Origin of the sequence: Mucilaginibacter sp. RCC_168, assembly GCF_041355315.1 — a bacterium.
GTDB lineage: Bacteria > Bacteroidota > Bacteroidia > Sphingobacteriales > Sphingobacteriaceae > Mucilaginibacter.
Window position 1 is genome coordinate 1 of sequence record NZ_JBFUPN010000026.1, and the last position, 20,140, is coordinate 20,140.

Genomic DNA, 20,140 nt, shown 5'->3' on the forward strand with positions numbered 1-20,140 from the left:
CAGGGTTCGAATTTATAGGTTCATCCATTTCGCAAAAATCGAACTTTTATAGCATACTTGTGTCCACACAGTAGCCCAACGGGAGGGTGTAGGGAGGGGTTTATTTGCCATACTTGTCGCGGAAACCCCTCCCTGCCATTACACATCCCCGCTGCACCCCTCCCGTGGGGAGGGAACAAAAACGGAAAGTTTACGCCGCGTTCGAAATATATTTTACCAGGCATCTTTTGGCTATCGGTAACAAGGTTTGCTCCAGCGGAAAAGTAATATCGCAATGCATATAATATACCGCCGGATTGGGTAAAAATTTGTTACGGTTGATCAGGCTCAGCTTCATAGCCTCGGGCGTGTTAGTGATGCTGTGCTCGTAGGTGTCAATAAACGATATGTTGATGCCCCGGTACTTATCATCTTTATCCTCGAAAATAGTAAGGTGATATTCATATATCCGGTTGGTGCGTTCCTTGCCATTCCGTAACGAAAAATAACCATGATAGGGCATCAGGGGCACAATACCCACCGGGTCGATATTAAGGCGACTCTCCACAAAGTCATATATCTCTTTGCCGGTTTGTATCGCAGGATCCATTTTTGACAGGGCATAGGCAATAATCTGTTCAATCTCCTGCATGTTTTGATCGTCTTGAACGATCTTTTGGTAGGTGAGCTTTACCGCGTCGATATCTGCCTGCGTTAAGCGCTGCGGGAAGGCCTGTTGCAACACCGTTTTGTTCTTTCTAAAATCAATCAGGTTGTTGTAATGAAAAATAAGATCGGCCAGGTTGGGATACAGCCGGCTCTTATCAAAATGGCGGTTAATTTCCTGTAAGTAACTTAGCAGGACATACTTTTTTTGCTCAAAATCAATATATCCCTCAATAAACCAGTTTACGCCTAATGAATTCATTTTTTTCAGGCTCCTTTCAATAGCTTAAATTAAACAAAAAACACCAACTTTGCAATATGCCCTATGGAACCCTTTTTTTAATACCCGTACCGCTGGCCGAAGAAACGGCTGCCCAATCATTTACTCCTTACCTGGTTGATACTATTAACAGTATCAAAGAGTATATTGTGGAGAATGAAAAAACCGCCCGCAAATTTTTAAAGCTGGCCGGTTTAAAAACGCCGCAAAGCGAGCTACTCATTCACGACTACAGCAAACATAACCGCGATATGGGTAAGGCTGACTTTTTTAAAGGTCTGCAGGCCGGTAATGATGTGGGGCTAATGAGCGAAGCAGGCTGCCCCGGCATAGCCGATCCTGGCGCTGAAATTGTTGATAAAGCACACCGCATGGGTATTAAAGTGGTGCCCCTGGTAGGCCCAAGTTCTATTTTGCTGGCACTGATGGCTTCTGGCTTTAATGGGCAAAGTTTTACTTTTCACGGCTATTTGCCCATTGATAAAGTGCTACGCAGCAAAAAGATCAAAGAACTGGAAGCTGCAGCCATTAAACTTGATCAAACGCAGTTGTTTATTGAAACGCCGTTCCGCAATAACCCTATGCTGGAAGAAATATTAAAGACCGCCAACCCTAAAACAAAACTCTGTATAGCCACCGATTTGACAGCTCCTACAGAATTTGTACAAACCAAAACCATCGCCGAGTGGCAGAAAAAAGTACCCGAGTTGCATAAACGGCCAACAATTTTCCTGCTTTTTCATCCATAAATAAACAATGACGGTTACGCAGCAGCATACCAGCGTATTGATAGTAGGATCGGGCCCATCGGGTTTAATGATGGCCGCCCAGTTATTGCGTTATGGTGTGCAGCCGGTAATTATTGATAGTAAACAGGGGCCAACCACCCATTCCAAAGCCTTGGCTGTGCAGGCCCGTTCGCTGGAGATCTACCGGCAAATGGGCGTTATTAATACCATTATAAAAGGGGGCAAACAAGCTTCAGGGGTTGCATTCAACCAGGAAGGTAAAGAGGTAGCCTCCTTATCATTAAGTAATGTGGGCCAGGGGCAAACCGCCTTCCCATTTGTGCATCTGTATCAGCAAAACAAGAACGAACGCCTTTTGCTTGATTTTTTAACATTGAATTGTTGCCCGGTTTACTGGAATACATCGTTATTTACGATTGAACAGCAGTCTGGTAAAGTGTTGGTGCAATTACAAACTGGTGAGGAAACCCGGTACATGACCTGCGACTGGCTCATCGGCGCCGATGGGGCACATAGCTTGGTGCGTAAACAATTAAACATACTATTTAATGGCGATACCTATCAGCACCAGTTTTACCTGGCCGATGTGAAAATAGCCAACCCTTTTGGCGATAAGGTGAATTTGTTTTTAGCTCAAAAAGAGTTCGCGGCGTTTTTCCCAATGCCCGAGGAGCCGTGCTATCGCATTGTTGGCCAGTTACCCGTAGGACTCGATCAACATGAAGATTTACAGATAGAAGAGATATTGCCCTTTCTGAATACTATTACCGGGCAAACTATCGAAGTAGAACAAACCAACTGGTTTACTACCTATCAGTTGCATCACCGTATGGCCGATAGTTTTAAGAAAGACAGGTGCTTTTTAATTGGTGATGCAGCGCATATCCATTCGCCGGTAGGCGGGCAGGGCATGAACACCGGTTTGCAGGATGCCTATAACCTGGCCTGGAAACTGGCAGGCGTAGTAAATAACCAACTGCAGGAAAAAATATTGGACAGCTATGCCGTCGAGCGGATGCCTGTAGCCAAAGACCTGCTGAACACCACCGATCGTATTTTTAAATTGATACTATCGCGAAATTGGTTTGTGGGCCTGTTCAAAAAATGGGCATTGCCGGCTATTCTGAAGAATGTTTGGGGCAAACCTGCCTTACGTGAAGCTTTTTTTAAGCGGATATCTCAAACCGGTATCAACTATCGCGAAAGTCAGATCAATTTACACCTGAGTCATGACTCACCCGTAAAAGCAGGCGACAGGCTGCCGTACCTCAAAGTGTTCGACGAAAAGAAACAGCAGGAAACCGATCTGCATGAGTGGTGCAGTAAGCCTGGTTTTACCATGATAACCTTGGGTAAATTACAAGAGCTCGATCTGTTTACCCTGGCCAAATGGATCACCCAAAACTATACGGGAACCCTTAACTTTTTTTACCTGCCGCCATCAGCTAAAAATCAGCACGTATTTGACGCCTTTGGTATTAAAGAGAAACAGAAGAAAGCCATCATCGTTCGCCCGGATATGCATATCGGCTTTATTAATGATGTGGTAGATATTGATATGATGGATAACTACCTGCAGAACGTGGTAGGCTTTGTAAAAGCATAACAAAAAAGCGCCTGCATGTAAACACACAGACGCCAACCTGACATGATGAAAAAAGGGGATAAATAAGATTAAACCTGTTGAAAAGTATCTTTAAACATAGGCTCGGGTTGATATTCCTGGTAGCTGGTGATGGAAAGCCCCTGCTGCATTTTTAATATAAAGGTATCGGTCACAAACTTTTCGGATACATCACCCTCCGCCAATACCATAAACTCCGCCAGTTGATTGACCAGTGTTAAAATACCGGTGGTATAAATGATAGCCACCTTGTGCGATGAAATATCATCGATGTGCGATTCAATCAGTTCAAATTGCGGCTGCTCAAATTTGACTGGATTACCCAGGTTATCGGTCAATTCGGGTATCTTATTATCCAGAGCCTGTATAAAATGTCCAACCGCGAAACTCAATTTATAATGCAACGAATTGGCCCGGCCATCATGTGCCTTTAACGCGGTAAAAGTTTTAAACTCCCGATTGGGGTTGTAAGTCTGCATTTTGAGTAAAAACTCCTGATATGATGCCTGTAATATGCTTTTTTCAAACCGGCCCTGCGCCGATGCATCAATGATCTGTTTGTATGCTAATTTGATGAGTGCCATTTTCTTTTAGTTTGAGTTATAAGTGATGAGTTTTGAGTTGGGTTTGTTGGAGATTGAGTAGAAATTTCTTTTTATACTCAAAACGCACTACCCACAACTCATTACTTTAAAGTGCTACACCAATAGTATAGGTTCCGGAATAGCCGGCAGAGACACTACCTGTTAAGGCGATGGTTTCATTGGCCAGGTCGGTCGCTGAATCACCGAAAACCTGATCGGTAGCATTTCGGGTGGTATTTATACCATGCGCGGCGTACAGCGTTGAGACATGTACCGCGTCAGATATGGTTTCTGAAAAAGCCATCTGCGTTATTTTCTTGAGCACGTTATTGATAAATACCTCCATGTGGATGTGGGTGGCCCGCCCGGAGTACCATCCCGGGTAAATGGTGGTAAATTTGGCCACACCAGAAGTATCAGTAAGCTGATAACCCCTTAACCAGGTTTCGCCAATGTAACTTTTGGTGCCAAGTACACCGGGTTGGTTACCATAACCAGAATAATAACCATCTTTATTACAATGCCATATGTCGATACGTGCCCCGCTTACCACGTTACAATTGTCATTGGTGTTCACCACCACAAAGCTGATAGATAAGGGCACACCGGTTTGCCCGCCGGTAACATCTACCCGGTTAAGCGGATTGTTGATCTCACCGCTTGGATAAGGAAAGGGGCCTTCTTCCTCTGTTGCCGTAGTAATGCACGTAGTGCCATTAGTTGATGTGGTAGTTGTGGTGGTTTCTGTTTGGGTTGATGAGGCGTCTTTTTTACAGGCTTCAATAAGCAAAGGGCCAGCTGCTGCGGCTACTGCAAAGGTGCGAAGAAAGCTTTTACGTTCCATGATCTACAGGGATTAATAAGGGGTTAAACAATGTGTTTTATTAACTCCAGTAAATGTAGGTGACGAAGCTATCTGGAGGCGAAATGTATCGGTAAATGGAGGTTTTGTGCCGATAGATACGTTTTTTTCATCTGAATTTCATCCAGTTACGGATGGTTTCATGATAGCTGTCGCTTACGGGAAGCTCTACGTCGGTTAGTTTAATTTTGCGGTTCTGGATAGAACGGATCTTACCGAGCGGTACAATATAGCTGCGGTGTATGCGCTGAAATTTATCGGCAGGCAGTTTTTCAAGTACTTTTTTTAATGACAATAGTGTAAGTACCGTTGGTGCATTGGTTTGATGTATCTTGATATAATCTTCCATACTTTCAATATATTCAATGGCGCTCAGGTCAATTTTTACCATGCGGTATTCTGAATATACATACAGGCTCTCCTCGGGCTGTCCGGTGTCTGTCTGACTCTTGTAACGGTGATAATCAATGGCCTTTTCTACTGCTTTTTCAAAGCGTTTAAAATCAATGGGTTTCAGGAGGTAATCCAACGCTTCCAGTTCAAAGCCTTCGTAAGCAAAGTTTTTATAAGCGGTGGTAAATATTACCATGGGTTTTACCTGTAGGGACCGCACCAGGTCGATACCAGTAATATCGGGCATATTAATATCGATGAAAAGCAGATCGATTGGTTTGGTCTTTAAAAACTCGGCGCCGGATATGGCATCATCAAATGTTTTGATCAGCTGCAATGCCGGAAAACGTGATACATATTCGCTTATGAGCCGTAAGGCCAGTGGTTCATCATCAATAGCTATACATTGCAATGTCATAACTATATTTGATTAATTATTAGCTGTACCGAATACTCATTATCCTCATTCCAAATATTGAGTAAATGCTTGTCTGGGTATAAATGATTTAAGCGCAGTTGCGTATTCCTGATGCCTATTCCACCACGCTGATTTGCCTCTCGATGCACAAAAATGTGGTTTCTGCAGAAGAAAGAAATATCCGTATCACTTACGCCGATCTTAATATCGATGGTTGTTTTTTCATGTTTACTTACACCGTATTTAAATACGTTTTCAATAAAGGTCATCAGAACAAGTGGCGCTATTTTTTTGTTCTCAACATCGCCCGTCACAATAAAATTTACCCTGGTATTACTACCAATACGTAAACGCTGTAATTCAATATAGTCACTGATACAATCCACTTCGTTTTGCAGTGGTACCTGATCGGCCACTACATCATCGGTTACGTAACGCATAATGTTTGATAGTTTCATGATGCTATCGGCAGCATGATCATCCTTTATAACGGCAAGCGTGTAAATATTGTTGAGCGTATTGAATAAAAAGTGCGGATTGATCTGGGCCTTTAAAAAGGAAAGCTCGGCGGTGGTTTTATCGGCCTCGGCTTGTATGGCGCGTCGTTCGGTGAGCCGCCATTGCTGTATGATCCTGATAGCGGTACTTAGCGCCATGATCATCATAAATATGAACAGACTGATGCTATCCATTGGTCGTAAGTGCAGTAAACGATGCTTACCGGGGCCTTGCCCATTGAAGGGTGTGGGTGGAGGGAACTGCCCCGGCCTATCGGCCTGAGATCTTGCGCGCGGCTCCATTTTTCCATCAGGGGGCGGAGTCCCGGGGTCTGGATAACCTGGGGCTAATGATTCAAATGGTGGTCGGTTGTTTCTGTAAAAGCCTCTTTCCCGGTTTCCTATACTGTGCAATAGCTTGTCAAATGGTTGCAGATAATACACCGCGCCAAATAGCAGCAGTACAATAACGCTGTATAACACGTACTTCCTTTTTAAAAAGAACTGAGGGATAAAAAAGTAAGCGTTGCTGTAAAAAAGAAAAATATAGGTATAGCAAAACAACCAGTAACTGTGCTTTTGCAACAACGACCAGGTAATATCATTTTGCCCACGGTTATTTAGGAACAACAGCGGGAAGGCCATGAACAGCAGCCAGCCGGCAATATGTATAATAACAGAAAAAGCTTTAAAGCGCGACATACATAAAGTAACGCATTCAAAGCCAGTAATAAAAAATGTATCGGTATTTAGCCTGTTTGTATAGATGAATTACCCGTGTATGGTTTCACTTTTACCGTAATTCTGAATTACTTGTGCTTCATATTCCAGAAATTCTTTCCAGCGTTTTTCCACATCTATCTCAACAGCATATTTTTTAGCCAGGCGAATAAACATGGCATAGTGTGTGGCTTCGCTTACCATCAATTCGTGATAAAACTCAGATAAATAAGCGTCGCCTATATTTTCTGATAGTACCTTGAACCGTTCGCAACTACGGGCCTCGATCATGGCCGAAAATAATAGCCTATCGATCAATTGAGCTTCACGACCGCCACCTATGATGATGAATTTACGAAGCTCGTTCACATAATTATCTTTGCGCTCGCGGCCCAGCACAAAACCGCGTTGTAGTATAATATCGTGTACGCGTTTAAAATGATCCATTTCTTCCTGAACCAACAGGGCCATTTCCTGGACCAGATCATTCAGGTTGGGGTTTTGCACAATAAGGGTAATGGCATTGCTGGCTGCCTTTTGCTCACAAAAAGCATGATCGGTCAGTAGCTCCTCAATATTGCTTTCCACCACGTTTTTAACCCAAAGCGGATCGGTAGGCAGCTGTAGTTTAAGTATGGTTTTTTCGCTCACGGAGCAAAGATAGGGGGAAAAAGCTTAAAGCTGAAGGCTCAAAGCCGAAAGCGATAAAAAGACAGGAAAAAGCTTAATACAGGAAAAAGCTTTAAGCTTTCTGCTTTAAGCCTTCAATTCATCTATATAGTCCCTTGCTTTCAATAAAATTTAAAACTGGGTCTGGTACAAAATATTGCACGTTCTTTTTTTCGGCGATAGATTTGCGGATAAAGGTTGCCGATAGCTCCATTTGCGGTGTCATGGTAATGGTGACCGCGGGATGATCGGCCAGTTCGGCATTTTCATAGCCCGGGCGTGGGTACACAAATATTTTGTAATCGCGCAATATCAGCTTATAATTTTTCCATTTGTGCAGTGTTCCCAGGTTGTCTGATCCCATAATGAGGGCAAAGTCATGTTCCGGATACTTTTCTTTCAGATGGGCAAGGGTATCAATGGTGTAGGATGGTTGAGGCAGTTTCAGTTCTACATCGCTTACGCTGATATTGGTAGCATGGTCTGTAGCCAGTTTAGCCATTTCCAGCCTGTCGTAAGTATTAATCAGGTCGCCATACTTTTTAAGCGGGTTTTGCGGCGATACCACCAGCCAAACTTTATCCAGTGTGGTATGGTTGGCCATATAATTGGCAATAATCAGGTGCCCAATATGTATGGGATTAAATGAACCAAACAGTAAGCCTATTTTCATAATGTGCCCCTTAACCCCCTGAAAGGGGAATAATTAAAAGTGTTTTTGTAGGGCCCCGCCCTGAATGAGTTATCCAGAACTCCCCCTTTAAGGGGCTGGGGGGCTAATAAAATCTCTTACCAGTTGTTCAGCTTCCTTGCAAGCCGTATCAAGATCGTAATTTTTAAGGATAATATCAAACTGAGGGGCGTACTTTAGTTCTTTTTCGGCTTTGGCAAAGCGTTCTTTTAGTTTTTCTTCACTATCAGTACCCCGGCCGGTAAGGCGTTCTATCAAAACCTCCAATGATGGCGGTTGTACAAATATAGCCAGTGCCTGCCCGTCGTATTTACGTTTCAGGTGCATGCCGCCTTCAACGTCGATATCGAATATCACGGTTTTGCCTTTTTCCCAGATGCGTTCAATTTCTGTACGCAGTGTGCCGTAAAATGTACCGGAGTAAACTTCTTCAAACTCCACAAACTGCTTTTTGGCAATACGGTGCAAAAACTCTTCTTTGCTGATAAAGTAGTAATCTTTCCCGTTCACCTCTTCGCCGCGGCATTCGCGGGTAGTTGCCGAAATGGAAAATTCCAACTCGGGCATTTTGCCAAGTAAGTGATGTACTATAGTGGTTTTACCCGCTCCGGACGGGGCTGAGAATATAATGAGTTTACCTTCTTTGGCCATTAGTTCATTAGTTCATTTGCTTATTAGTTCATTGGTGCAGTTTTCCATCAGCATGAAACCAATGAACTAATGAACCAATGAACCAGTAAACTATAAAACGTTTAACAGTTGTTCTTTAATTTTTTCGAGCTCTTCTTTCATGCCTACTACCAGCTTTTGAATGTTGGCATCATTGGCTTTGGAACCCAGAGTATTTATTTCGCGACCGATTTCCTGTGAGATAAAACCGAGTTTTTTACCATTGGCGTCGGCATTTTTCAGGGTTTCGATAAAATATTCACAATGTGTTTTCAGGCGTATTTTTTCTTCGGTGATATCCAGTTTATCAATATAATAAATCAGCTCCTGCTCAAAGCGATTTTGGTCGATAGCTTCCCTGTCGGCAGCTTCACTTAAAAAAGTATTCAGGCGCTCGCGTATAAGGGGTACGCGTTTAGGGTCTTCCAATTCTACCAGTTCCAGGTTTTTCAGAATGATATTGATGCGGTGTTTTACATCGTTTTCGAGCACATTTCCCTCATCTGCGCGGAATTGCTGAAAAGCAGCCAAAGCCTGCTGAAAGGTTTTTTCAACCAACTTCCATTCATCTTCTGATGCGGTTTCATCATCATATTTTACCACTTCTGGTAAGCCCAAAGCAAGTTGCAACAGGTTGGTGGTGGGTTCATTAAGCTCCTGACTTACCTCTTTTAACTGCAGATAATATTGTTTAAGCAGATCTTTATCAATACCTGCAGCCTTTACCGCGGCATTTACCTGCTCAATATTGATAGACAGGTTTACTTTACCACGCTCAATTTGCTTACTGCAATCATTACGCAGCTGAAACTCCTTTTCGGAGAATATTTTGGGCAAGCGGAGAGATAACTCAAGAAATTTGCTGTTCAGGGATTTGATCTCAACGGTATATTTAGTATTACCGGAGTCAAAACTGGCAATTCCATACCCTGTCATGGATTTTATCATGTGCAAAGATAGGGTTTTTGTTTTGAAGTTTGAAAGGGGAGGGAGAAGTCCGAAAGTCGGGAAAGCTGAAATATATTTAGCTGGAATAATACCTAAATGTTAAAACTTCCGGACTTTACTGACTTTCCCGACTTTCGGACTCCTTCTATCACAGAACTTTAACACTTTTTTACATTTGGTGTAAAATACTGTTGGTATCTTTGCGTTCAATATCACACATGCATTATCGTTTTCCCCTGCTTCTTATTGCCTGTATTTGTTCTGCTTTAATAGCCTCAGCTCAGGAATTTACGCTCAAAGGAGTGATCTCAAAAAAGAACACGCCCGAACGTATGGGGCAGGTTTTGATCAAAAATCTCAAAACAAGCAGCCTGATGATCAGCGATGACCTGGGTTGGTTTTCGATAAAGGCCTCTGCCGGCGATACCTTGCTTTTTACTAAAGATGAGTTTACCCCGCAAAAAATTGTAGTGTTGAATAACAGCGATATGCCGGTATATATGCAGCCGGTTATTAAGCTGGCCGAAGTAAAAGTGCTTGGCCAAACCAAAAAGCAGGAACTTAATGATGTGATGAAGGATTACCGTAAACAGGGTACTTATTACAATGGTAAGCCCCCTGTACTCTCATTTTTAAGCAGTCCGATCACGGGGCTTTATGAACTTTTTGGCAAAACCCCGGGCCGTGCACGTCGTTTTGCCAACTTTGCCAAAGGCGAGGCCGAGCAGGCCGAAATTAACAGACGGTACAATATTTATTTTGTGAAACAGTATACCAAATTGCCAACTGACAGCGCTGCCCGCCGGTTTATGAATTACTATACCCCATCATACGAAGACCTGAAAGGCTGGACTGATTATGACTTGATCAAACACATGCAAAAGTCGTATGAGTATTATAAAAACAGCGGCGAAAAAGATATGCTTGAAGGATTGAACTCACCAACATTTATCAAAAGGGACAGCACACTGCAACTGTCACAGCCCGGTGAAACCTTGAAAAAAGAAAAACATTGATTTTGGGAGTAAGGATTTGGGAACAAAGAGCAAGGATGCGATAGAACAAAGATCTTTAGAGCAAAGAGTAAGGATAGAAAAAGAAGAGGAATAATTAATTAAAGGTTTTTAGACGAGGGTTTCTTAATCCTAAGATTGATCTAAAAGTCCTTAATCCCAAAGTCTTTGCTCCCAAGTCCCTTAAATCCCCAAGGATTCACAGGCTTTTTCTGCGGCCAGTTTTTCGGCGTTCTTTTTACTGAATTCCTTGCCTTCACCTACTACTTCGCCATCAACACTGGCTTGTACGGTAAAAAGTTTGGCACTTTCGCCAAACTGGTTGGTCACTAATTCAAAAAGAATGTCGCGGCCATGGCGCTGGCACCATTCAATCAGCTTACTTTTGAAATTAGTTTCAGTTTGCTCCAGTTTATGAATATCAATATGCGATTTGATGATGTGGTTAATCAAAAAGCTTTTGGTAAAATCATACCCTTTATCCAGATAAACGGCACCAACCAGTGCTTCAAAGGCATCGCCCAGCAATGATCCCTGCCGACTTGAGTTAAGCATGCGGCTATCATACTCAATCAGTTTATCAAAACCCAGTTTTCGGGCAAGCTGGTTAAGGTTTACCCGGCTTACTATTTTGGAGCGAAGTTCGGTCAAAAAGCCTTCATCTTCATAAGGATACAGCTTAAAGAGCACTTCGGCCACTACACTGCCCAGCACGGCATCACCCAGAAACTCCAGGCGTTCGTTACTGTTTTTTACCCCTTTTTTTACATTTTGGGCAACCGACTTATGCCGGAAAGCCAAACGGTATAAAGACAAATTGCCCGGCACAAAACCGAGCAAATTCTTTAAAATCTTAACGTATTTCCTGTTGGGGGATAGATATAGCTTATAAAACTGACTGATAGGCATTCACAACCACAATTAATCTTCGTACTTTTTAAATATAACAGAAGCATTATGGCCACCAAAACCAAATCCGTTGCTTTGAACTATCCTTATTTCGCGCTTTTGGGCGGTGTTAAAGGTAAAGTTGATTTTGGGGTCAAAAGCAGGATCGTCTGTAAAATGGTTAATAGTAGGGGGGATGATACCATTTTTTAAAGCTAATATTGACGCTATCGCTTCAACTGCGCCAGCCGCGCCTAACAGGTGACCTGTCATTGATTTGGTTGAGCTGATATTGATACGATAAAGATCATCGCCAAAAACATCATGTATAGCCTTAATCTCCTGCGGGTCGCCAATTGGTGTAGATGTTCCGTGAACATTTACATAATCAATATCTGCAGGGGTAAGGTTGGCATCTTCTAAAGCGGCACGCATAACCAACGCGGCGCCAAGCCCCTCGGGATGTGGTGCTGTCATGTGGTAAGCATCTGCGCTCATGCCTCCGCCCATCATTTCGGCATAAATTTTAGCGCCACGGGCTTTTGCATGCTCCAGTTCTTCTAAAATTATGGTACCTGCACCTTCGCCGGCCACAAAACCATCCCTGTCCAGATCAAACGGACGTGATGCCGTTGCCGGATCATCATTACGGGTTGATAAAGCGTGCATGGCGTTAAAGCCTCCGATACCCGCTTCGTTAATAATAGCTTCAGAACCACCACTGATGAACATATTGGCTTTACCCAGACGGATATAGTTAAATGAATCGATCAATGAATTGTTTGATGAAGCACAGGCAGAAACGGTTGAGAAATTTGGCCCGCGTAAACCATATTTGATAGAAATATGGCCTGGAGCAATATCTGCTATCATTTTAGGGATAAAGAAGGGGTTAAAACGGGGTGAACCGTCGCCTTTGGCAAAGTTAACTACTTCATCCAAAAACGTTTTTAAACCACCAATACCTGACCCCCAGATAACTCCTATACGGCTGGTATCTAATTTTGTAAAATCCAATCCCGCGTCTTTTACGGCTTCCTCAGTTGAAAAAAGAGCGTATTGAACAAAGGGATCTAATTTACGGGCGTCTTTACGGCCCAAAAAACCATCCGCATCAAAGTTCTTTACTTCGCATGCGAATTTAGTTTTGAACTTTTCAGTATCAAAACTTTTGATTAAGGCAGCGCCACTTACCCCATTGATCAAACCGTTCCAGTACTCTGAAACCGTGTTACCAATTGGAGTAAGTGCTCCAAGCCCGGTTACTACAACTCTTTTAAACTCCATTTAATCCAGTTAGGGAGTCTTATTTAACGTTTTTTTCAAGATAAGCAACTGCCTGGCCAACAGTACCAATAGTTTCTGCCTGATCGTCAGGAATAGCCACGTTAAATTCTTTTTCAAACTCCATGATTAGTTCCACGGTGTCTAACGAGTCGGCACCAAGATCATTGGTGAAACTCGCTTCTGGTGTAACTTCACTTTCGTCAACACCCAGTTTTTCTACGATAATAGCTTTTACTCTTGAAGCGATATCAGACATAGTCTTTATAGTTTAATGATTAATAAAAATTCAGTGCAAAGAAAAATAAATTCTGTCAATTATCAAATCTAAAACTTTTACAATATATTTCGGTAACAAAATTTTATTCAAACGGTTTGTATTCGTAATTTTGACGTTTGTAAAAGTAATGATTTTGAACAGGAAATTTTTAAAGTTTGAGATCGATTTTGATTTTGTGCTTATCGCGATAACCACATCATTAAAAGATTACCGCATTTGTTACCTTATCAACAAATCTTTAAATTTTAATTTCACCAGGTCAAACGATCTCGCCGTTGATATTTATCAAGGGGCCGAACCTGTATTGTTCTCCCTGTTCCATTACCAGTGGGAAACCACCGAAACCGACTTCTATTTTATTGGTAATAAGGGATCTGATGGTTATCTGGTGCCCGAGATAAGGAGCGCCGATTACTTTATCATGATCCGCAATTACATTGACGACGACGACCTGGACAACCTGATATCAACCATTAATAAGATACCCGAAGTTGTGGCCGCCGTAAAGATTGATCCGAAAAAAATAAAATCACGGGAAAATCTGTTATTTTAGCGCAAAATTTAAAAAAAAGAGTGTTGGTTTTACACTAAATATATAATGTAAGCCAGTTTAACCCGAACAATATGAAACTATACTATAATCGTACTAAAATTGTAGCCACCATGGGCCCGGCCTCAGCTAAAAAAGATGTTTTATTAGCCATGATCAAAGCCGGTGTTAATGTTTGCCGCCTTAATTTTTCGCACGGAAGACCGGAGGATCATAAAGCCGTAATTGACATCATTCGCGAAATTAACGAACAATACAAAACCAACATTGGCATCCTGGCTGATTTGCAGGGCCCTAAAATCCGTATTGGTTTGGTAAAAGATGGGGGCATACACCTGGTTAACGGAACTCATATTAAAATTACCACTCAGGAATGTATCGGTAACGACGAGCAGATCTACATTACTTATGATACCTTCCCTCAGGATGTACAGGCCAATGAAATTATTTTATTGGACGACGGCAAACTGCAGTTGCGCGTTATTGAAACCAACAAAAAAGACACGGTTATCTGCGAAGTGGTACACGGCGGTATCTTAACTTCACGTAAAGGCGTTAACCTGCCCAACACCAAAGTATCTATCCCAAGCTTAACCGAAGAAGATCTTATCAATCTGCAATTCGCATTGAAATATGATGTGGAGTGGATAGGTTTATCATTTGTACGTACCGGTCAGGATATTATAGAACTGAAACGTATTATTGCTCAAAGCGGCAAAGCAGCCAAGGTTATAGCTAAAGTGGAGAAACCGGAAGCTATTGATAACATTGACGAAATTATTGCTGCTACCGACGGTGTGATGGTAGCCCGTGGCGACCTTGGCGTGGAAATGCCATTGGAAGAAGTGCCATTGCTGCAAAAAATGATCGCTACTAAATGTCGTGCGGCTTCAAAACCGGTAATTGTGGCTACCCAGATGCTGGAATCTATGATCACTACCCCGCGCCCGACACGTGCTGAGGTAAATGACGTAGCCAACTCTGTACTGGATGGCGCCGACGCGGTGATGCTTAGCGGCGAAACCTCGGTTGGTGAGTTCCCGGTTATTGTTATTGAAACGATGGCCAAAATTGTGCGTAACGTAGAAGAATTTGGTTACAGCTTTAATACCGCTAAGGTAAATGATACCGACCCATCATCGCCAGATTACCTGAGCAACGCGGTTTGCGAATCGGCGGTTCACCTGGCGCAGCATACTAATGCGGTAGGTATCGTATCCATGACTACATCGGGTTATACCGCTTTCCAGATCTCGAGCCACAGACCACAGGCAAGTACCTATATATTTACATCCAACAAGCAACTACTAAATGCTTTGAGTTTGGTTTGGGGTGTACGTGCTTTCTTCTATGATAAACTGGAAAGTACCGACCAAACCATTGCCGATGTAAACGCTATGCTGAAATCAGAAGACCTCATCAAAGCCGGCGACGTAGTGATTAACACTGCCGCTGTGCCTATTATTAAACAAGGTAAAACCAATATGCTTAAAGTAAGCATTGTTGAATAACCTTATTTAAATATACTTTTAATGGAAAAAGGCTCGCCGTAAAGGTGAGCCTTTTTTGTTGGTTGATATGCTAATCAAAGCCCTCTCCTTTGGAGAGGGTTGGGAGAGGTCTTACTTCGCCTTTTCGTAAGTTTTAGGATCAAGAGCGGTAGGCGACCAGTCTTTCAAAAAGTCCATCACCTTTTCTTTACTATGGCCCTTACCCTCTTCCAGGTAGCCTGAGTTTTGGGTATGCAGGCGGGCGCCCTTACCATCAAGCACCACAAATACCGGGAAACCGAAACGCTGTGGATAGCCCAACCCGGCCAGTACAGCTTTATTCTCGTTTTCTTTGCTGTAGTTTACATGCAAAACCACGTAATTATCATTCAGGTATTTATTCAGATCGGCATCTTTAGTCACCAGGTCGTTAAAGCGCAGGCACCAAACGCACCAGTTACCGCCAATTTGTAAAAGCACGTTTTTATGCTGCTGCGCCGCCTGTTTTACGGCGGCTGTGATCTCTGCTTTGGCATCGGCATCTGGGTTGTATATTTTTGGTTGCTCCTGCGCGTAGGCGCTCAGCGTAAAAGCGGAGATAAATGCTATCAGAATTAATTTTTTCATGTGTAGGGATTGGTAATTTAATTGACAGTTTAATATAGCTGACCAATACCCTGTAAGCTACAAAAAAATGATATAAAATGGTAAAAATTTAATTATTAACACGTATAAATTATTGATAATTAGTTATTTAAAAATAAATATACAATGTGAAGGCCTATTAACTGACATGTGTGGAAAACTCTGAAATAAAAGATAATACCTATACTAATAGCTTTGATTAAAACACCCTTAGTGTTTTGGAAATACCAACACTTATCTCCAATCTATTATACTATGGCCAAAAACATTACCTCCAAAATGTCCGCCACCAGCAGCGGGAAAGGGCTTAAAACAACACGCTACTTCACTAAAGAAGGAACTAACGTATTTGATCTGTTTAAATATGATAAACGATCGTCGGTGATCCGTAATCCATCAGGCGATGCCGTGTTTGAAATGAACGATGTAGAAGTGCCCGCCACCTGGAGCCAGGTGGCAACTGATATCCTGGCGCAAAAGTATTTCCGCAAGGCCGGTGTTCCACAGGCCGATGGCAGCATCGGATCCGAAAAAAGCATTAAGCAGGTGGCCCACCGCATGGCCAACTGCTGGAAAGATTGGGGCGTACGTTACGGCTACTTCGCTACCCCAAAAGACGCTGATATTTTTTATGATGAAATAGTTTACACCATTGTTGGGCAATTGGCTGCACCAAACTCGCCGCAATGGTTCAATACCGGCTTGCATACCTCGTATGGCATCACCGGCAAGCCGCAGGGGCATTATTTTGTGGATCCGCTCACCGAAGTGCTGAGTAAATCAACCTCGGCTTACGAGCGCCCGCAGCCGCATGCCTGCTTTATCCTATCTGTTGATGACGACCTGGTGAATGAGGGCGGCATCATGGATTTATGGGTTCGTGAGGCCCGCATATTTAAATATGGCTCGGGCGTGGGTACCAACTTCTCCAAAATTCGCGGCGAAACAGAAAAGCTGGCCGGTGGCGGCTATTCATCGGGCTTAATGTCCTTCCTCAAAATAGGCGACCGTGCTGCTGGTGCTATCAAATCAGGCGGTACAACCCGCAGGGCGGCCAAAATGGTTTGTCTTAATCTGGATCACCCCGAAATTGAGGGTTTTGTGAACTGGAAAGTAGAGGAAGAAAAGAAAGTGGCCGCGCTGATTGCCGCCGGTTATTCATCTGATTATGAAGGCGAGGCTTATCGTACGGTATCGGGCCAAAACTCTAATAATTCGGTGCGTGTACCCAATAGCTTTTTTCATGCCCTCAAAGGTGGAAAGCCCTGGGAACTCACCAGTCGCATTACCGGGAAGGTGACCAAAACCGTAGCCTCGCAAAAACTATGGGACGATATCGCTTTCGCGGCCTGGGCCTGTGCCGATCCGGGTGTGCAGTTTGATACCACCATTAACGAGTGGCATACCTGTCCGGAGAGTGGCCGCATCAATGCCTCCAATCCCTGCTCCGAATACATGTTCCTGGATAATACGGCCTGTAACCTGGCCTCTATAAATCTGGCGCATTTCTTTGATCCGCAAACCCGGGTATTTGATGTAAAGGGCTTTGAGCATGCCTGCCGCATGTGGACTATTGTACTGGAAATTTCGGTACTAATGGCGCAATTCCCATCTAAAGAAGTAGCGCAGCTATCCTATGATTACCGTACGCTGGGTCTGGGCTATGCCAACCTGGGTTCGGCCTTAATGGTGAACGGTATCCCTTATGACAGCGACAAGGCCCGCGCTATTGGCGGAGCCATCACGGCTATTATGACGGGTACAGCGTATGCCGCATCGGCAGAAATGGCCCGCGAGCTGGGGCCTTTCCGCAAATACAATGATAATAAACAGCATATGCTGCGGGTAATGCGCAACCATCGTTACGCGGCCTATAACTCTATCGAAAATTACGAGAATTTAGAGATCGCTCCTCCGGGCATCGACCCTAAATATTGTCCCGATTACCTGTTGTCTGCCGCCTGCAATGCCTGGGATAAGGCAGTGGAAATGGGGGAGAAATATGGTTATCGTAATGCCCAAACCACAGTTATCGCCCCAACCGGCACCATTGGTCTGGTGATGGATTGTGATACTACCGGCATCGAACCCGATTTCGCGCTGGTAAAATTCAAAAAGCTATCGGGCGGCGGTTATTTCAAGATCATTAACCAGGCCGTGCCCGAAGCGCTGCGCAACCTGGGCTATCGGGAGCACGAAGTTACCGCCATTGTAAACTACGCCAAGGGCTCAGCCAGTTTAAAAGGAGCGCCGCATGTGAATACCGACAGCCTGAAAGCTAAAGGTTTTACCGATGATGAACTGGAAAAGCTCGACAAAGGTTTGGTATCAGCCTTTGAGATCAGCTTTGCGTTCAATATCTGGTCGCTGGGCGAGGAATGCCTGAAACGCCTGGGCATTACTGCCGATCAATACAACGCGCCCGACTTTAACGTATTGCGCGCGCTCGGTTTCAATAAAAAACAAATAGCCGAAGCCAATGAATACATCTGCGGTACCATGACCATTGAAGGAGCCCCTTATTTAAAAGAAGGGCATTACCCCATATTTGATTGTGCCAATAAATGCGGTGCCAAAGGCGAGCGTTACATCCATGCGCATGGCCACATCAAAATGATGGCCGCCGCGCAACCTTTCCTTTCTGGCGCCATATCAAAAACCATCAACCTGCCCAATGAGGCCAAAGTTGACGAGATCAAGGATTGTTATCAGCTGTCATGGGAACTGGGCCTGAAAGCAAATGCACTTTACCGTGATGGCTGCAAGCTGAGTCAGCCGTTATCCACCAAATCCGACGCAAAAGAGGAGGCCGATGATAAATTGGAAACTGTGGAAGAGGTATTGGGTGAAGCTGCCAATGTAAAACTAAGCGACCTGACTCCCGAGCAGGTGATCGAGGCAGCTATGGCCATCATGGAAAGATCCAAGGATACTAACTTTATGCGGCAGCTATCACGCGTGGTAGAGAAAAAGAATCTGCCCTTTAAACGTGGTGGATTTACGCAGAAGGCCATTATCGACGGACAAACCGTATTTGTGCGCACCGGCGAGTATGAGGATGGTACCCTGGGTGAAATATTTGTGGATATGCACAAGGAAGGCGCTACCTTCCGCTCGCTCATGAACTGTTTTGCCATTGCCGTTTCGGTGGGCTTACAATACGGTGTACCACTGGAAGAGTATGTAGAAAAATTCACTTTTACCCGCTTTGAACCCGCCGGTATGGTATCGGGACATGCCAATATCAAAAGCGCCACCAGTATTATCGATTATATTTTCAGGATGCTGGGCTATGAATATCAAAACCGTACCGACCTGGTACACGTGCTTACCGAAAACAATGCTACTCTCGGCAACCCGCAAATGGGCGATGAGGATTTTAATACCGACGAAAGTAATGTATATGTACCGGTTAATAACCCGGCTGGTTTTAACAACGGCAAAAAACAAGGCCTTTCCGTCGATTTGAGTATGGGTGTACAAAGCGATGCCCCCAGCTGCAACGTATGCGGGCACACCACCCTGCGTTCGGGCACCTGTTACAAATGCCTTAACTGCGGCAACTCCATGGGTTGTTCGTAAGTTGGGTTAAACCCATGAAGTTTTTGTTCAGTATAAATAGTTAAATGTGCGAACCCTGTCGTAAGGCAGGGTTTTTTGTTTAAGCACCATCATCCTATAACTACCTTGTCATTGCGTAGCGGGTAATCTCCTCACGAAGCTCACCATTACAGAGGCGCTTTACCTGGCGTATACCCGCTCTTGGCCGCGGGAGGCCAGTCACTTTGTAGCCACAAAGTAACCAAAGGGCTTTCAGCAGAAATGCTTCTTTGCCGCACAGGCCTCTACGCTGCAAAGCGGGCAGAACCACAGGCTGCTAAACCTTACCTCTACTTCATTCGCTCATCATCCTTCCTTCAGGTAAGGTTCGCAATGCCCCTGCAGCCGCACAATCCACCATCGTTCTGCCCGCTTTCGCCCGAAGCTGTTCTGCTGGTGGGGAAAAGAAGAATTACTTTATAGCGTAAAAATCAATAATTCACTAAATCAGTAATTCAATAATTAAAAAGCACCCGAAGCTGTTCTGCTGACGGAAGAAAAGAGGAAAGTAAATTAAAATGGTTGTCATCTCGAACGAAGTATGAGGAGAGATCTTTTACGCAAAGCAAATTAGGCTTTACTGGATTTACCGCTGATGTAGAAGGGCGATGGCAGTTGTAACATCACAGTAATTGTTGAGC

The 20,140-nt window shown here is 43.8% G+C and carries 19 protein-coding genes; 6 read left to right on the forward strand and 13 right to left on the reverse strand.

Annotated elements, in window-relative coordinates; genetic code table 11:
* Positions 1-190 precede the first annotated feature (190 nt).
* On the reverse strand, positions 191-907 hold the full coding sequence (locus AB6735_RS22665; RefSeq protein WP_370998364.1) for a hypothetical protein: 717 nt from the start codon (positions 905-907) through the stop codon (positions 191-193).
* A gap of 56 nt (positions 908-963) precedes the next feature.
* Between AB6735_RS22665 and AB6735_RS22670 the strand changes: the two genes are divergently transcribed.
* Together AB6735_RS22670 and AB6735_RS22675 are read left to right on the forward strand one after the other, a co-directional pair.
* Entirely contained in the window at positions 964-1,674 is a 711-nt protein-coding gene (locus AB6735_RS22670) for an SAM-dependent methyltransferase (protein ID WP_370998365.1), read from the forward strand.
* A gap of 7 nt (positions 1,675-1,681) precedes the next feature.
* Positions 1,682-3,280 carry an FAD-dependent oxidoreductase gene (locus AB6735_RS22675; RefSeq protein ID WP_370998366.1) on the forward strand — a complete coding sequence of 533 codons (1,599 nt, stop codon included), beginning with the start codon at positions 1,682-1,684 and terminating at the stop codon, positions 3,278-3,280.
* 68 nt (positions 3,281-3,348) lie between these two features.
* Here AB6735_RS22675 and AB6735_RS22680 read toward each other — a convergent pair whose 3' ends face one another.
* From AB6735_RS22680 to AB6735_RS22715, 8 genes are all read right to left on the reverse strand, one after another.
* Entirely contained in the window at positions 3,349-3,882 is a 534-nt protein-coding gene (locus AB6735_RS22680) for a hypothetical protein (RefSeq protein ID WP_370998367.1), read from the reverse strand.
* Between the two features lie 106 nt (positions 3,883-3,988).
* Positions 3,989-4,726, reverse strand: coding sequence for a hypothetical protein (locus AB6735_RS22685; RefSeq protein WP_370998368.1), 738 nt, complete (start codon positions 4,724-4,726; stop codon positions 3,989-3,991).
* A 127-nt stretch (positions 4,727-4,853) separates the two neighbouring features.
* On the reverse strand, positions 4,854-5,555 hold the full coding sequence (locus AB6735_RS22690; RefSeq protein ID WP_370998369.1) for a LytR/AlgR family response regulator transcription factor: 702 nt from the start codon (positions 5,553-5,555) through the stop codon (positions 4,854-4,856).
* A gap of 2 nt (positions 5,556-5,557) precedes the next feature.
* Positions 5,558-6,754, reverse strand: coding sequence for a sensor histidine kinase (locus tag AB6735_RS22695; RefSeq protein ID WP_370998370.1), 1,197 nt, complete (start codon positions 6,752-6,754; stop codon positions 5,558-5,560).
* 69 nt (positions 6,755-6,823) lie between these two features.
* Positions 6,824-7,423, reverse strand: a complete 600-nt coding sequence (locus tag AB6735_RS22700; protein WP_370998371.1) for a tRNA-(ms[2]io[6]A)-hydroxylase — start codon at positions 7,421-7,423, stop codon at positions 6,824-6,826.
* Between the two features lie 118 nt (positions 7,424-7,541).
* Complete coding sequence (nadD, locus tag AB6735_RS22705; protein WP_370998372.1) at positions 7,542-8,114, reverse strand: nicotinate (nicotinamide) nucleotide adenylyltransferase; 573 nt, start codon at positions 8,112-8,114, stop codon at positions 7,542-7,544.
* 87 nt (positions 8,115-8,201) lie between these two features.
* Entirely contained in the window at positions 8,202-8,783 is a 582-nt protein-coding gene (gene gmk, locus AB6735_RS22710; protein WP_370998373.1) for a guanylate kinase, read from the reverse strand.
* A gap of 90 nt (positions 8,784-8,873) precedes the next feature.
* Complete coding sequence (locus AB6735_RS22715; RefSeq protein ID WP_370998374.1) at positions 8,874-9,749, reverse strand: YicC/YloC family endoribonuclease; 876 nt, start codon at positions 9,747-9,749, stop codon at positions 8,874-8,876.
* Between the two features lie 218 nt (positions 9,750-9,967).
* Here AB6735_RS22715 and AB6735_RS22720 point away from each other — a divergent pair, with 218 nt between their 5' ends.
* Complete coding sequence (locus AB6735_RS22720) at positions 9,968-10,765, forward strand: hypothetical protein (RefSeq protein WP_370998375.1); 798 nt, start codon at positions 9,968-9,970, stop codon at positions 10,763-10,765.
* Positions 10,766-10,945: 180 nt separating this feature from the next.
* Here AB6735_RS22720 and rnc read toward each other — a convergent pair whose 3' ends face one another.
* Genes rnc through AB6735_RS22735 form a run of 3 tightly spaced genes read right to left on the reverse strand, consistent with a single transcriptional unit; the run spans position 10,946 to position 13,193 of the window.
* Entirely contained in the window at positions 10,946-11,671 is a 726-nt protein-coding gene (gene rnc, locus AB6735_RS22725) for a ribonuclease III (protein ID WP_370998376.1), read from the reverse strand.
* Positions 11,672-11,683: 12 nt separating this feature from the next.
* On the reverse strand, positions 11,684-12,937 hold the full coding sequence (fabF, locus tag AB6735_RS22730) for a beta-ketoacyl-ACP synthase II (protein ID WP_370998377.1): 1,254 nt from the start codon (positions 12,935-12,937) through the stop codon (positions 11,684-11,686).
* A gap of 19 nt (positions 12,938-12,956) precedes the next feature.
* Positions 12,957-13,193 carry an acyl carrier protein gene (locus AB6735_RS22735; RefSeq protein ID WP_031266521.1) on the reverse strand — a complete coding sequence of 79 codons (237 nt, stop codon included), beginning with the start codon at positions 13,191-13,193 and terminating at the stop codon, positions 12,957-12,959.
* Between the two features lie 148 nt (positions 13,194-13,341).
* On the opposite strand from AB6735_RS22735, the gene AB6735_RS22740 reads away from it, so the two are divergent.
* Positions 13,342-13,767 carry an IPExxxVDY family protein gene (locus AB6735_RS22740; protein ID WP_370998379.1) on the forward strand — a complete coding sequence of 142 codons (426 nt, stop codon included), beginning with the start codon at positions 13,342-13,344 and terminating at the stop codon, positions 13,765-13,767.
* A 71-nt stretch (positions 13,768-13,838) separates the two neighbouring features.
* Positions 13,839-15,275, forward strand: a complete 1,437-nt coding sequence (gene pyk / locus AB6735_RS22745; RefSeq protein ID WP_370998380.1) for a pyruvate kinase — start codon at positions 13,839-13,841, stop codon at positions 15,273-15,275.
* Between the two features lie 111 nt (positions 15,276-15,386).
* On the opposite strand, the gene AB6735_RS22750 is transcribed toward pyk, so the two are convergent.
* On the reverse strand, positions 15,387-15,881 hold the full coding sequence (locus AB6735_RS22750) for a thioredoxin family protein (RefSeq protein WP_370998381.1): 495 nt from the start codon (positions 15,879-15,881) through the stop codon (positions 15,387-15,389).
* 273 nt (positions 15,882-16,154) lie between these two features.
* Between AB6735_RS22750 and AB6735_RS22755 the strand changes: the two genes are divergently transcribed.
* The gene (locus AB6735_RS22755; protein ID WP_370998382.1) at positions 16,155-19,481 is read left to right on the forward strand and encodes a vitamin B12-dependent ribonucleotide reductase; all 3,327 of its coding nucleotides are present in this window, start codon (positions 16,155-16,157) and stop codon (positions 19,479-19,481) included.
* The last annotated feature ends 659 nt before the right edge of the window (positions 19,482-20,140 follow it).

What these genes read in the sequence shown, in the direction of transcription:
- AB6735_RS22755 (WP_370998382.1), top strand. Translation starts at nt 16,155, where the DNA reads ATGGCCAAAAACATTACCTCCAAAATGTCCGCCACCAGCAGCGGGAAA.
- AB6735_RS22695 (WP_370998370.1), bottom strand. Translation starts at nt 6,754, where the DNA reads ATGTCGCGCTTTAAAGCTTTTTCTGTTATTATACATATTGCCGGCTGG.
- rnc (WP_370998376.1), bottom strand. Translation starts at nt 11,671, where the DNA reads ATGCCTATCAGTCAGTTTTATAAGCTATATCTATCCCCCAACAGGAAA.
- AB6735_RS22715 (WP_370998374.1), bottom strand. Translation starts at nt 9,749, where the DNA reads ATGATAAAATCCATGACAGGGTATGGAATTGCCAGTTTTGACTCCGGT.
- AB6735_RS22670 (WP_370998365.1), top strand. Translation starts at nt 964, where the DNA reads ATGCCCTATGGAACCCTTTTTTTAATACCCGTACCGCTGGCCGAAGAA.
- AB6735_RS22690 (WP_370998369.1), bottom strand. Translation starts at nt 5,555, where the DNA reads ATGACATTGCAATGTATAGCTATTGATGATGAACCACTGGCCTTACGG.
- AB6735_RS22685 (WP_370998368.1), bottom strand. Translation starts at nt 4,726, where the DNA reads ATGGAACGTAAAAGCTTTCTTCGCACCTTTGCAGTAGCCGCAGCAGCT.
- AB6735_RS22740 (WP_370998379.1), top strand. Translation starts at nt 13,342, where the DNA reads ATGATTTTGAACAGGAAATTTTTAAAGTTTGAGATCGATTTTGATTTT.
- gmk (WP_370998373.1), bottom strand. Translation starts at nt 8,783, where the DNA reads ATGGCCAAAGAAGGTAAACTCATTATATTCTCAGCCCCGTCCGGAGCG.
- AB6735_RS22680 (WP_370998367.1), bottom strand. Translation starts at nt 3,882, where the DNA reads ATGGCACTCATCAAATTAGCATACAAACAGATCATTGATGCATCGGCG.
- AB6735_RS22675 (WP_370998366.1), top strand. Translation starts at nt 1,682, where the DNA reads ATGACGGTTACGCAGCAGCATACCAGCGTATTGATAGTAGGATCGGGC.
- AB6735_RS22735 (WP_031266521.1), bottom strand. Translation starts at nt 13,193, where the DNA reads ATGTCTGATATCGCTTCAAGAGTAAAAGCTATTATCGTAGAAAAACTG.
- nadD (WP_370998372.1), bottom strand. Translation starts at nt 8,114, where the DNA reads ATGAAAATAGGCTTACTGTTTGGTTCATTTAATCCCATACATATTGGG.
- AB6735_RS22665 (WP_370998364.1), bottom strand. Translation starts at nt 907, where the DNA reads ATGAATTCATTAGGCGTAAACTGGTTTATTGAGGGATATATTGATTTT.
- fabF (WP_370998377.1), bottom strand. Translation starts at nt 12,937, where the DNA reads ATGGAGTTTAAAAGAGTTGTAGTAACCGGGCTTGGAGCACTTACTCCA.
- AB6735_RS22720 (WP_370998375.1), top strand. Translation starts at nt 9,968, where the DNA reads ATGCATTATCGTTTTCCCCTGCTTCTTATTGCCTGTATTTGTTCTGCT.
- AB6735_RS22750 (WP_370998381.1), bottom strand. Translation starts at nt 15,881, where the DNA reads ATGAAAAAATTAATTCTGATAGCATTTATCTCCGCTTTTACGCTGAGC.
- pyk (WP_370998380.1), top strand. Translation starts at nt 13,839, where the DNA reads ATGAAACTATACTATAATCGTACTAAAATTGTAGCCACCATGGGCCCG.